The 12484-nt window shown below is 41.0% G+C and carries 13 protein-coding genes; 9 read left to right on the plus strand and 4 right to left on the minus strand.

Annotated elements, in window-relative coordinates; all coding sequences use genetic code 11:
• The first annotated feature begins 65 nt into the window (after positions 1-65).
• The 8 genes from QQK06_RS11880 (at position 66) to QQK06_RS11915 (ending at position 8023) form a co-directional block, all read left to right on the plus strand.
• Positions 66-1133, plus strand: coding sequence for a CNNM domain-containing protein (locus QQK06_RS11880; RefSeq protein ID WP_284244903.1), 1068 nt, complete (start codon positions 66-68; stop codon positions 1131-1133).
• Positions 1134-1136: 3 nt separating this feature from the next.
• The gene (gene mrcB / locus QQK06_RS11885; protein ID WP_284244904.1) at positions 1137-3470 is read left to right on the plus strand and encodes a penicillin-binding protein 1B; all 2334 of its coding nucleotides are present in this window, start codon (positions 1137-1139) and stop codon (positions 3468-3470) included.
• A gap of 239 nt (positions 3471-3709) precedes the next feature.
• Positions 3710-4300, plus strand: coding sequence for a ubiquinol-cytochrome c reductase iron-sulfur subunit (gene petA / locus QQK06_RS11890; protein ID WP_284244905.1), 591 nt, complete (start codon positions 3710-3712; stop codon positions 4298-4300).
• Positions 4300-5562 (plus strand): cytochrome b, encoded by a 1263-nt coding sequence (locus QQK06_RS11895; protein ID WP_284244906.1) that lies wholly within the window; start codon positions 4300-4302, stop codon positions 5560-5562. Before petA ends, QQK06_RS11895 begins: the two co-directional genes overlap by 1 nt.
• Entirely contained in the window at positions 5562-6266 is a 705-nt protein-coding gene (locus tag QQK06_RS11900; protein WP_284244907.1) for a cytochrome c1, read from the plus strand. Before QQK06_RS11895 ends, QQK06_RS11900 begins: the two co-directional genes overlap by 1 nt.
• A gap of 80 nt (positions 6267-6346) precedes the next feature.
• Entirely contained in the window at positions 6347-6988 is a 642-nt protein-coding gene (sspA, locus tag QQK06_RS11905) for a stringent starvation protein SspA (protein ID WP_284244908.1), read from the plus strand.
• Between the two features lie 3 nt (positions 6989-6991).
• The gene (locus tag QQK06_RS11910; RefSeq protein ID WP_284244909.1) at positions 6992-7453 is read left to right on the plus strand and encodes a ClpXP protease specificity-enhancing factor; all 462 of its coding nucleotides are present in this window, start codon (positions 6992-6994) and stop codon (positions 7451-7453) included.
• A 66-nt stretch (positions 7454-7519) separates the two neighbouring features.
• Positions 7520-8023, plus strand: a complete 504-nt coding sequence (locus QQK06_RS11915) for a cupin domain-containing protein (RefSeq protein WP_284244911.1) — start codon at positions 7520-7522, stop codon at positions 8021-8023.
• 55 nt (positions 8024-8078) lie between these two features.
• Here the strand turns inward: QQK06_RS11915 and QQK06_RS11920 are convergent, their stop codons facing one another.
• From QQK06_RS11920 to QQK06_RS11935, 4 genes are read right to left on the minus strand one after another with little or no spacing between them, the layout of a single operon-like run.
• On the minus strand, positions 8079-8654 hold the full coding sequence (locus QQK06_RS11920) for a BON domain-containing protein (RefSeq protein ID WP_284244912.1): 576 nt from the start codon (positions 8652-8654) through the stop codon (positions 8079-8081).
• 3 nt (positions 8655-8657) lie between these two features.
• A complete protein-coding gene (locus tag QQK06_RS11925; RefSeq protein ID WP_284244913.1) occupies positions 8658-9248 on the minus strand; it encodes a phosphoheptose isomerase in 591 nt (196 codons plus the stop codon).
• A 29-nt stretch (positions 9249-9277) separates the two neighbouring features.
• Complete coding sequence (locus QQK06_RS11930) at positions 9278-9661, minus strand: YraN family protein (protein ID WP_284244914.1); 384 nt, start codon at positions 9659-9661, stop codon at positions 9278-9280.
• Positions 9648-11522 (minus strand): penicillin-binding protein activator, encoded by a 1875-nt coding sequence (locus tag QQK06_RS11935; RefSeq protein WP_284244916.1) that lies wholly within the window; start codon positions 11520-11522, stop codon positions 9648-9650. The genes QQK06_RS11930 and QQK06_RS11935 overlap by 14 nt, the downstream gene beginning before the upstream one ends.
• Before the next feature lie 56 nt (positions 11523-11578).
• Here QQK06_RS11935 and rsmI point away from each other — a divergent pair, with 56 nt between their 5' ends.
• A complete protein-coding gene (rsmI, locus tag QQK06_RS11940; protein ID WP_284244917.1) occupies positions 11579-12427 on the plus strand; it encodes a 16S rRNA (cytidine(1402)-2'-O)-methyltransferase in 849 nt (282 codons plus the stop codon).
• Positions 12428-12484 lie beyond the last annotated feature (57 nt).

Consider the following 12484-nt stretch of genomic DNA (forward strand, 5'->3'; position numbering starts at 1 on the left):
CAAAGCTCAACAGCCGCTATTGAAATAGTTTACAATTTGTCTACAAGGAATCTAGTTTACATAATATGACGTTATTAATTGTTTATTTGACTGTCGCTATCGGCGTGTCGTTTTTATGTTCGGTATTGGAAGCAGTATTACTTTCGGTGACACCGAGTTACGTTGAGCAACTTAAAAAGAAAAAACCGCTTGGTGGTAAAGTACTGGCAAAGGTTAAAAACAATATCGATAAATCGATATCCAGCATTTTGATCTTAAATACTTTTGCCCATACCATGGGAGCTGCCGGTGTTGGCGCTCAAGCTATTCGTATTTTTGGTGAGGAACAAGAAACTTTAATTGCGTTTTTGCTGACCTTAGCAATATTGTATATTTCTGAAATTATCCCTAAAACCATCGGGGCAAAATTTTGGCGTTCTTTAGCGTTACCTTGCGCCTATATTATTAGCTTCCTGGTGAAACTGGTTTATCCCTTGGTATGGTTTTCTACGCTGATCACGCGCTTATTTCATAAAAGTAAGAAAGATGTCATTAGTCGGGAAGAAATTAAAGCTTTTACTGCGTTAGGTTATAAAGGTGGTTCTATTATTCGCCAAGAAAATCAACTGGTTGAAAATATATTAACCTTAAGGGAAGTTAAAGCAGCGGATATTTTAACCCCAAGAAGCGTCGTGCATGCGCTAGAGCAGAATATGACCATTAGTGATGCATTAAGTAATGAGCAAACCGGGAGTTTCACGCGTATCCCTGTTTATCTCGCTGATATTGATAATATTACCGGTATGGTGATTAAGGGGCAACTTTATCAGCAAGAAAGAGAAGGACTGGGAGCACAGCCGATAAAAACTGTAATGCAGCCGCTTTACCGAGTTTCAGAAAGTTTACCTGTGTTGTTACTGCTCGATGTTTTTATCAAACGCAACGAACATATTTTCTTAGTAGAAGATCATTATGGACAAACCGCTGGTATTGTCACGTTGGAAGATGTGATAGAAACTTTCCTGGGGCGGGAAATTGTCGATGAAAGCGATCAGGTGGAAGATATGCAGCAGCTGGCTAAAGCGAATTACCGTCAGCGATTAAAATCTGATTTTAACAAAGTGACGGATCTTGATGAACGAGAAGAAAAATAGTTAATGGTTAACAAAAAAAGCTCAGCGACTGAACAAACACCGGCAATAAAAACGCTCTCGAAAAGACGCCGATTTTTTGTTTTTTCATTAAAGCTACTGCTTATCGGAATAGTACTACTTGCCTTTTATACCTTGTATTTAGACAGCAAGGTGGTGGCTAAATTTGAAGGACAACGCTGGCAGGTGCCGGTGCAGGTTTATGGCAAAGTAGCGCATTTTCAGCTCGGCGATGATATTAATCTTGAGCATATCAAACAGGAGTTAGTGCTTACTGGCTATCAGCGAGTGACTGAGGTTAAACAGGCGGGTCAATTCGCCTTATCAAAAAAACGCATCATTATTTATCGTCGCCCATTTGATTTTGGCTCAGGTATTGAAGACAGCCAGCAAATAACAATAGATATTAACAAGAGTGATGCGAGAGCGACTGTTGAACGGCTAATGGTCGATAATACAGACGTTAATGTTATAGAGCTTGAACCCTACTTGATTGATCGTATTGTACCTGAAAACAAAGAAGATCGGGTGTTAGTACCGTTGCAATCAGTGCCTGAAAAGTTACTGGATACCTTACTTTTGGTGGAAGACCGCGAATTTTATTTCCATGCCGGTATTTCACCCCTAGGAATTTTGCGGGCGCTATACAATAACGTGCGTGCTGGCCGGACAGTGCAAGGCGGGAGCACCTTAACCCAGCAATTGGTTAAGAACATGTACCTGACTAGGGATAAAACCCTGTGGCGTAAAGTTAATGAAGCGATTATGGCGCTTTTGCTGGAATATCGATATTCAAAGGATCAGCTGCTGGAAGCTTATATTAACGAGGTCTATTTAGGGCAGCACTTTGCTAACGGCATTTATGGTTTTGGCTTAGCTGCAGAGTTTTATTTTGGTAGAAGTGTTGCTCAACTCACCAATGAACAGATGGCAACCTTAATTGGAGTGATTAAAGGGCCGAGTTATTATGATCCCTGGCGTTATCAGCACAGGGTGAAAACACGTCGAGATTTAGTGCTTAAGTTAATGTTTGAGCAAGAATTTTTAACTAAATCGGAATATGTAGCTGCAGTTGAGTCAGACTTGTCAGTACGCCAGTCTCGTCGTTTAAAGCCAAGTAAGCAAAAGTTTCCTAACTATATTCAGCTGGTTAAGCGAGAGTTGTCTGAATTATTGTTACCTGAAGAACAGGCGTCTGGCATTCGGGTTTTTACTACTTTTTCTCCCTACAGCCAGCAGTTAGCGGAACATTCGGTGAAGCAGCAGTTAGCTAAATTAGCCAAAAGCGAACAGCATCAGTTGCAGGCGGCAATGTTAGTGACGGATAGAGCAACGGGTGAAATTAAGGCGCTAGTTGGCGATAAAAATAGCGGCTATGCCGGTTTTAATCGGGCATTAAATGCCAAACGACCGATAGGTTCATTGATTAAACCCGCGATTTATTTAGCCGCACTAGAACGTTATCAGGAGTATCAGCTCGGTAGTTTATTAGATGACAAGCCTATTAGTTTTGAAATGGACAACGGTGAAGTTTGGCAGCCGAAAAATTATAGCGGCAAGTTTTACGGGCAAGTGTCGTTACATGACAGCTTAGTAAAATCGCTAAATATCCCTACCGTTAACCTAGGGATGGCTATTGGCTTAGAGCACATTGCTGATTTGATCCATATGCTCGGTTATGATGAAGATATTGCCTTACGACCATCGATGCTGTTAGGGTCAATTAATATGTCCCCCTACCAGGTTAATCAGTTTTACTTACCGTTTGCCAATCATGGAGAGTTTGTTAAAAGCCATGTGGTAGAGTCGATAGTTTCGCCACAGGGAGAAACCTTATATCGATATCAAAATGAGTCTATTCCCTATTTTTCAGAACAGGCAAGTTACCTAACCGATTATGCGCTCACCCATGTTGCCACAGAAGGGACGGCGAAATCGTTAAGCTGGCGTTTAAAAAATCATACCGTAGCTGGTAAAACTGGCACTACTAACGATCAAAGAGACAGTTGGTTTGTCGGTTATGACGATCAGCATTTAGTGACCGTTTGGCTTGGCAGGGATGATAATAAAGCCACAGAATTTACCGGCAGTAGTGGTGCCTTAACCTTATTTGCCGACTTTATTAGTCAGTTTGGCGTTGTAGACAAAGCAGTGAAAGTACCAGCGAATATTGAAGCGGTAAGCTTTGAACAGGCAACAGGTTATCCTTTAGCGGTGGATTGTGATAACAGCATAGATTTCCCCGCGGTTAATATTGGACTCGCTTATCAATATAGTTGTTCTGAATTGTCTGACAAGCCCAAGAAAGAACGATCTTGGTTTGAACGATTGTTTGGTTAAAAGTTAGTCAAAATAAATTGAGCTATTTTAACTAATAAGAATAGTTCTTATTTCACTGCGCTTTGCGTTCTCGCTAATCAGATATTTTTACTTTTCTAGTACTCTAAACGCCTTATTTACCTTGTAAAAAATAGGGCTTTTCTTTATGATCAGAAAAATTTTTTGTCGCTAAGATTGTTTGAACAAAAAATGCACTATGTTGTAGTTTGTTTAAATGAAAAAATAATTGGAGATGTTGGATGAGCAATGCGCCCGTGAATAACGGCCGTCGACGCTTTTTAACAGCAGCTACTTCGGTAGTTGGTGGTATTGGTGTTGTCGGTGTAGCTGTGCCTTTCATTGGTTCCTGGAACCCTAGTGCTCGTGCGAAAGCCGCAGGTGCTCCAGTGGAAGTCAATATAGGTAAAATAGAGCCAGGTCAAATGATTCGTGCCGAATGGCGTGGTAAGCCTGTGTATGTAATACGCCGTACTGAAGAAACGTTAAACTCGTTAGCTAATCATGAAGATCAGTTACGTGATCCTAAATCTGAAGTGCCTCAGCAACCGGTATATGCGACCAATGCTTATCGTTCGATTAAGCCAGAGTTTATGGTGGCATTAGGGGTTTGTACTCACTTAGGCTGTGCTCCTACGTATTATGAAGGTACCTTTGAAGAGCAAGTTGAAGGGGTGAAAGACGGCTTCTTCTGTCCATGTCACGGTTCTAAATTTGATATGGCAGGTCGTGTATTCCAAGGTGTGCCTGCTCCATCAAACTTAGTGGTTCCAGAGCATTCTTATCCAAATGAAAACACTATTCTAATTGGTGTTGGTCCGGGAGAAGCGTAATGAATAACTTTTTAGCATGGATTGAAAAACGCTTGCCATTGATGGATGCCATGAATAAGCATGCGGCTCAGTACCCAGCACCAAAGAATTTTAACTTCTGGTATGTGTTCGGTATTTTGGCAACGGTAGTGCTGGTCAATCAGTTACTGACAGGTATCTGGTTAACCATGAACTATGAGCCTTCAAGCGACGGTGCTTTTGCATCAATCGAATACATTATGCGTGACGTCGATTATGGCTGGTTATTGCGTTATATGCATTCTACTGGTGCATCTGCATTCTTTATCGTAGTGTATATGCATATGTTCCGTGGCATGATGTATGGTTCATACCAAAAACCACGGGAATTATTGTGGATCTTCGGTATGTTGATCTTTTTAGTCTTGATGGCTGAAGCTTTCATGGGCTACTTATTACCTTGGGGTAATATGAGTTACTGGGGGGCACAGGTAATTATTTCATTGTTTGGTGCAATTCCTGTAATCGGTGAAGATTTAACGATTTGGATCAAAGGTGATTATGTTATCTCTGGTGCTACCTTAAACCGTTTCTTTGCACTACACGTTGTTGCCTTACCGTTGGTACTGGTGGTACTAGTATTCTTACATATTATCGCGTTGCATGAAGTGGGGTCTAATAACCCTGACGGTACTGATATTAAAAAACCTAAAGGTAGTGTGCCTCCTGAAGAGCAAAGCAAGTTTAAGTTCCACAAACAATATTCAGAAAAATACGATATTGTTGATGCTGTACCTTTCCACCCATACTACACAGTAAAAGATTTGGTAGCGGTAGTACTGTTCTTAATCGGTTTCTGTTGGGTGATGTTCTTCGCACCTGAAGGTGGCGGCTACTTTATTGAGGCGCCAAACTTTGAACCGGCAAATGGCTTGAAAACACCACATCCAATTGCGCCAGTTTGGTATTTTGGCCCTTTCTACACCATTTTACGTGTAGTACCTGATAAGTTATTAGGTGCTATTGCGATGTTTGCTGCTATCGGTATGTTATTCGCCTTACCTTGGTTCGACCGTGGTACGGTTAAATCGATTCGTTACCGCAGCAAAGCGCATTTAATCAACTTAACCCAATTCTCTATCAGCTTTATTATCTTAGGTATTTTAGGTACCAAAGAAGCGACAGCGACCAACAACCTGATAGGTACGGTTGCAAGTTTTGGTTATTTCGGCTTCTTCGTTGCATTGTGGTTCTACAGTAAAAATGAGAAAACTAAGCCAGTTCCAGAGAGGGTGACAGGATAATGAAAAAGTTATTAATTGCATTATTAACTGTAGTGCCTATGCTGGCTTTAGCATCGGGACCATCAGTACATTTTGATAAAGCGAACAACGATTTAACCGATAAAGAATCATTAAAACGTGGTTTTGAAGCTTATTTAAATTATTGTTTAGGTTGTCACCAGTTGCAGTACCAACGCTATAACCGCACTTTTGCTGATTTAGGTATTAGTGACGAAGAAGGTAAAGCGAAGTGGATGCCAACCGGTGAAAAAGTAGGGGATCATATTACCAATACTATGCCTGCTAAAGAAGCGGCAAAATGGTTTGGTACTGCGCCACCTGATTTAACGTTAATCGCACGTTTAAAGCATGGTGGTCCAGACGAAGTCTATACTTATTTGCGTTCGTTTTATGTCGATGAGTCTCGTCCATTTGGTGTCAATAACAAGGTCTTTAAAGACGTTGGTATGCCACATGTGCTACAAAATCTACAAGGTATCCGAACAATAGACGAGCACGGTAATTTATCACCGGCTACTGGTGGAACCATGAGCGAGGAAGAATACGACGAGTTTGTTCGTGATTTGGTTAACTTCCTGGAATATGTTGGTGAGCCTAATAAACTGGAGCGTGAAGCTATGGGGTATTGGGTGATCGGTTTCTTAGTGATTTTATTTATTCTTTCTTACTTACTGAAGAAAGAATATTGGAGAGATGTACACTAGTATTAGTGTTATCTCACAAAAGTTTTTGGGGGCATTTGCCCCCTTTGTTAGTTTTTAATTAGTTAAAATTTGGAGGCGAAATGGCCGTAGCTGCAAACAAGCGCTCTGTAATGACTTTGTATTCTCATGCAGATGATATGTATAGCCATCAAACACGTATTGTCTTGGCTGAAAAAGGCGTTGGTGTAGACATTCACTTAGTTGATATGGCGAATTTGCCGGAAGATTTATTAGATTTAAATCCATACGGAACTGTACCTACATTAATTGATCGTGAATTGGCGTTATATGAAGCATCAATTATTATCGAATACTTGGATGAGCGTTTTCCTCATCCACCATTGATGCCGGTATACCCTGTGTCTCGTGGTCGTAGTCGTTTAATGATGCATCGTATCGAGCAAGACTGGTACAGCTTAGCGAAAACCATTATTAATGGTCCTGCTGAAGCTGCAGGTAAAGCACGTCAAGAATTAAAAGAAAGCTTATTAAGTGTTGCGCCTATTTTAAATGAAGCACCATATTTTATGAGTGAAGAATTTAGCTTAGTTGATTGTTACTTAGCACCGTTATTATGGCGTTTACCTGCATTCGGTATTGAGCTTGAAGGTCAAGGGGCAAAAGAACTGAAATCTTATATGCTGAAAATTTTTGAGCGTGAGTCATTTCAAGCGTCATTAACTGAAGCGGAACGTGAATTACGTTTCGGTAGTGCCGTATAAGCTATGTCTAAAACCATGACTTCTACTAAGCCCTATATTGTTAGGGCTTTTTATGACTGGATTTCGGATAATCAATTAACGCCTTATATTGTGGTTGATGTCAGCGTCTATGGTGTTATGGTGCCGATGGGCTATGTTAACGATGGCCAGATAGTGCTAAATATTTCTTCGTCTGCTGTTGGTTCTATTGCGATGGCGGGGGAGCAAATTGAATTTAGTGCGCGTTTTGGCGGTAAACTGGAACATTTAGTGGTGCCCTATGGTGCTGTCGCAGCTATTTATGCGAAAGAAAATGGTGCAGGCACTAATTTAGCGATCGAGCATCCTGAAGTTTCTGAACCGGACGAAGGTGAGCAAGATACGGGTGTTAGTTTGTCATCAGTAAGCTCAGAAAAAAGTATTGAGTCAGCTCAGAGCGATAAACCTAAATCGAAAGGTCGCCCTAGTCTAAAAGTGATTAAATAGTGTAAAAGTTATTAGTTTAACTCAGTTCGATCCGATATTATTAAGCCCACTTACGTGGGCTTTTTTATGGAAAAATACGAGGAAGTGATGGATAAATACCTAATTACTAAAGAAGAAATTGAAGGTTATGATGGCGTCGCTAAAACACATTTTCTCAACGGCAATGCGCAAAGAGTGAATAAGTCCTTGGGGGATCTGACAGGATTAACCGGCTTTGGTTTCCATATAATCGAGATCCAACCCGGACATCAGTCGACTGAATTTCATAAACATTACCATGAAGACGAATGTGTTTATGTTCTTGATGGAAGCGGTCAAGCTAGTATTGGTGATGAGCACTATACGATTAAAGCGGGAGATTTTATTGGTTATCGTGCCGGTGGTCTGGCACATACCATTTATAATAACAGTAACGCTGTTTTACGCTGTATTGTCGTGGGCCAACGATTGCCATTTGATGTTGGCGATTATCCCAACTTGAATAAACGTATTTATCGCCAACAGGACATGCCATGGAACCTAGTAGATATCGATAATATCAGTGAACCGGTTGCAGGTAAAAAAGTCTAGTTAATCTTGAAGATAGCAGCAGTGTTACTAAATTGCTGCTATCGTCGAAAACTTATTAATCTGTGTATTCAAACATCTTGAATACGCGATTAACACCACCGATATTGCGAGCTATTTCTACCGCTGCATTTGCTTGATTAGCGTTAACTAAGCCTAATAGAAATACTTCAGCGTTTTCGGTAACGACCTTAATATTAGTGGCATCGACAATATCGCTGGTAAAGAGTGCAGTTTTTACTTTTGACGTTAACCAGACATCATTGCTTTGCGTGGTCACTGATACTGTATTACCGATACGAATTTGATCGTGAATTTGTTCAATACCATCTACCTGGTTTAAGGTTTTGATCGCCAGGTTTTTTAAGTAGCTATTAGGCGCCTGACCAACGATTAGTGCTTTAGCGTTGACACTGACCACTTGTAAATTGGTATTGTCAGATAAGCCATCAACGTTAGCGAGTTTTGCATGCGCGGCCAATTCAATTTTTTGATCATCAATTAGCTTGCCGACACTACGATTGTCATTAATCACTGTGGCGCCTCCAACGACACCAACGACGGCTGCGGTAACACAGCCTTGCAACATCGCAGCTGCTGAAGCTATCAATAATAAATGTTTCAGCTTTTTCATTTGTTATGCTTCTTCTTGTGGGAATAAAGTCGTATCAATAATGTCGCATAAGCAATGTATAACGACTAAGTGAACTTCTTGAATACGTGCAGTGCGTGATGACGGTACACGAATTTCAACATCGTTTTCCCCCAATAGACCAGCAATATCGCCACCATCTTTACCTGTTAATGCAATAATCGGCATATCGCGAGCTACGGCCGCTTCTATCGCTTTAATGACATTGCGAGAATTTCCGCTGGTTGAAATGGCTAATAGCACGTCGCCACCATTGCCAAGCGCTCTTACTTGCTTGGAAAATATTTCATCATAATGGTAATCATTGGCAATAGAAGTGATCGTTGAGCTGTCAGTCGTCAAAGCGATAGCAGGCAAGCTTGGGCGCTCAGTTTCGTAGCGATTGAGTAGCTCAGCTGAAAAATGTTGAGCATCGCCTGCTGAGCCGCCGTTACCACAAGCTAAGATCTTGTGTCCCGCCAATAAGCTTTGCACCATGATCATGCCTGCTTGTTCGATCGGGCTTGCTAATGCTTCGCTGGCAGCAATTTTGGTTTGAATGCTTTCGGTAAAATTGCTTTTAATTCTCTCTAACATAAATGCGCTATGCTCCAATGATTTTGCTGTTAAAAGGCATTTTTAAGCCAATTGATTGTTGGGTGATGGTTATCGCCTTCAATTGCAATAACGTCAAATCGACACGAGGTATTATATTCATTTAATCCTCTTTGGTGCAGGAAAAATTTGGCAGTTTTAGTAAGTTTTTGTTTTTTTGTCGGACTAACCGCAGCAATGGCACCGCCAAACTGACTATTTTTACGATACTTGACTTCAATAAATACTAAAGTGTCCTTATCCTGCATGATCAAATCAACTTCACCATGGCGGCTATGAAAATTGTTAGCCACCAGAGTTAGTCCGTGGTTTTTTAGGTAACGTTCAGCAAAAAGCTCCCACTCACTACCAGCGGCACGGTTGTTGTTTTTCGTTGACTTGCTAGTCCATAGCAACTTGTTCTACCTTGTCTTTTTGATAACTGCCCCAGAGTAAGCTACGGGTCAGTATGCCTTGCTCGTTGAGTTTAAGTACCCCTGTTTGGCCATAATGGCGAATATAAGGGGGTTGTTTTAATACTGAAAACTTGTTGATCAGCGATAAGCTGTCATAACCCATAGCAAAAATACGTTTTAGATTATCATTACTGTTGGGCCAGATATTATTAACGACTTGCTTTAATGCGACATTTTGCTGCTTACTTTTCAGTAACCATGGCATTTCGGTAAATTTAAGTCCGGTCAAATCTCGGCTGTCACTGCGGTCGGCATTATCACTATGGCTACGGGAACTGGCAAAAATAGGGATAATATCGGCAAATGGACTGATATTGACGTCGATATAAGGCTTGAGCAAACGGGTTTCGTTTGGTGTACTGACCAAGTAAATCATATCGATATCTCGGCGATTACGAGCTTCAGTTTTCAGCTTTTGTCGAATACGACGGTCAATTTCATCAATTCGCTCCTGGCTTTGCTCGACTCCCAGGCTTTGTTTGAGTTGTTGTTGCATATCCTTTCTGTTATCAAAGAAAATGATTTCAGGGGCTGTGCCGGTCACTTTCTGCCATTGGTTCACAAAGGTTAGGGCGATATGCTGGCTAACGTTATCGTGCTGACTGAGTACAATTGGGTGCTTGAACTGCTTACGGCTGAGGGTGGTTGCTGCCTGAATTGCTTCATCTTTCGCGTCCATTGAAAACACCATTTGCTGTGCTTTCGCCTGTTGTTGAACGGGTACATTGAGCAATAACGTCGGTAATGTCAGGTTTTGCTGGGCGATATAAGCGTCAACATTAGGCTTAAGTAGTGGGCCGATAATATATTCGATTTCCAGTTCAGCGAGTTTTTCCGCTAGGGTAGCAAAGTCTACAGAGGTAGAATCAATAAAATGTAACTGCATTTCTGAGTTGGCATTATAACCAGCAAGAATGCCTTGTTGTGCTGATTCACCTGCCGCTTGGTGTTTACCGGATAATGGCAGGATAACGGCTATATTGCGATAACGGATGTTTAATTTATCAACGCTCGCATCATTGGATAGTAGCTGCTGGGCGATAACCTGAGCGGGATGCGCCGGATAGTTGCGACGCCATTGAATAAGATAACGTTCTAGGCTTTGTGGCTGATAGCCAAAACGATGAGCAAAATTTAATAGCTGTTGCCAACCAGTGATTTGCGGAGGTGATAAAGCAACCAGTTGTTCTATTTGCCATTGTGACAGCTGATTTAATTGTTGCCATAACGCAATGATCTGGTCATCAGTAGGGTTTTCCTGTAAGTGAAAAGCCCGCAATTGTGCGTCACTGGCGATAAGTAATAAGCCGCGTTTACTTTGTACTTGTGCCAGTAACTGGTAATAAGACGCAGTTAACTGATTTTCATTGGTTAATGCCGATTTTGCTTGTTGTAATGTTTTAAGTGACAGTTCAATTTTATCTAGCAAGTACAGATTTTGCGCTTTTAATAATTGTATTTGATATTGTTGAACATTGCTGCTTGCCAGCGGTATTAACTGCTGAGCCAGCCATAGAGATTTAACATAGTTTTTTTCTGCTAAATATTGCTGACAGGCTTGGATAAGTAAATCAGTCGCTTGAGCTGGCTCACTTTGTTGTGCCTGTGCAAGGATGTCGTCAGCGCTTATGTGACTTGTTTCAATCGCCTTACTCGGTTTAGTAACGGATTTTATTTTTGTCACCCGTTGGCTGGTTGAGCAGCTTAAGGTCAGACTCAATAACAGAAAAATAATTAAAAAGGCCGGTAAGTTACGCATCATATAAATAGTGTTCACCAAGAAAATCTGTATTTTATTCACGGAATTAATCTTATAATAAACCTCATCTCTATTAGCCACAACATAAGTATTCAGATATGGCGGAACAAGCAAACGATACTGGCACTCTCTATATTGTCGCAACCCCGATAGGTAATCTGGCTGATATCAGTCAAAGGGCACTTGATACCTTAGCCCAGGTGGATATTATTGCTTGTGAAGATACCCGTCATACGAAAAAGTTACTGTCATTTTTTTCAATCACTAACAAAACGATTGCGTTACATGATCATAATGAAAGACAAAAGCAAGAATATATCGCAGAGCTATTACAAGCAGGTAAAAATATTGCGCTTGTTTCAGATGCCGGTACACCACTGATCAGCGATCCTGGTTATCATATTGTCAGTTATTTACGAGAACGTCATTTAAATGTAGCACCAATACCGGGAGCTTGTGCGGCAGTTGCAGCACTATCAGTAGCTGGTTTAGCAACAGATCGATTTACTTTTGAAGGATTTTTACCATCAAAGCAAGGTGCTAGACAAAAAACATTATCTGCATTAGCGAATGAAACCCGTACCATGGTGTTTTATGATGCGCCGCGTCGCGCAATAGATACAGTGTCTGATATTGTTGAAACCTTAGGGAGCGAGCGAAAAATAGTGATTGCCCGTGAATTAACGAAAACCTTTGAAACCATCCATAGTGATAACGCGGGTAATTTTTTAGCCTGGCTACAACAAGATGCGAATCAGCTTAAAGGTGAAATGGTTTTAGTGATTGAAGGTGCGGCGAAAAAAGCGCATCAACTCTCGGAAGAAGCGATTAATTTATTAAGATTGTTACTTGATGAATTGCCACCGAAAAAAGCCTGTGCGATTGTCGCAAAGCAATATAATTTAAATAAAAAAGAGCTCTATGAGTTCGCCTTGTCGTGTAAATAAATGCTCTGAGGTTTTATCGCTAAAGTGATGCCTTGATATTAGCTGAGGCCACTCAAG

Origin of the sequence: Thalassotalea insulae (assembly GCF_030161395.1) — a bacterium.
Classification (GTDB): domain Bacteria; phylum Pseudomonadota; class Gammaproteobacteria; order Enterobacterales; family Alteromonadaceae; genus Thalassotalea_E; species Thalassotalea_E insulae.

Bases quoted from the DNA above. Each gene is read 5' to 3' on its own strand.
- QQK06_RS11925 (WP_284244913.1), bottom strand. From the start codon at position 9,248: ATGTTAGAGAGAATTAAAAGCAATTTTACCGAAAGCATTCAAACCAAA.
- rsmI (WP_284244917.1), top strand. From the start codon at position 11,579: ATGGCGGAACAAGCAAACGATACTGGCACTCTCTATATTGTCGCAACC.
- mrcB (WP_284244904.1), top strand. From the start codon at position 1,137: ATGGTTAACAAAAAAAGCTCAGCGACTGAACAAACACCGGCAATAAAA.
- QQK06_RS11915 (WP_284244911.1), top strand. From the start codon at position 7,520: ATGGAAAAATACGAGGAAGTGATGGATAAATACCTAATTACTAAAGAA.
- sspA (WP_284244908.1), top strand. From the start codon at position 6,347: ATGGCCGTAGCTGCAAACAAGCGCTCTGTAATGACTTTGTATTCTCAT.
- QQK06_RS11920 (WP_284244912.1), bottom strand. From the start codon at position 8,654: ATGAAAAAGCTGAAACATTTATTATTGATAGCTTCAGCAGCTGCGATG.
- petA (WP_284244905.1), top strand. From the start codon at position 3,710: ATGAGCAATGCGCCCGTGAATAACGGCCGTCGACGCTTTTTAACAGCA.
- QQK06_RS11910 (WP_284244909.1), top strand. From the start codon at position 6,992: ATGTCTAAAACCATGACTTCTACTAAGCCCTATATTGTTAGGGCTTTT.
- QQK06_RS11900 (WP_284244907.1), top strand. From the start codon at position 5,562: ATGAAAAAGTTATTAATTGCATTATTAACTGTAGTGCCTATGCTGGCT.
- QQK06_RS11895 (WP_284244906.1), top strand. From the start codon at position 4,300: ATGAATAACTTTTTAGCATGGATTGAAAAACGCTTGCCATTGATGGAT.
- QQK06_RS11880 (WP_284244903.1), top strand. From the start codon at position 66: ATGACGTTATTAATTGTTTATTTGACTGTCGCTATCGGCGTGTCGTTT.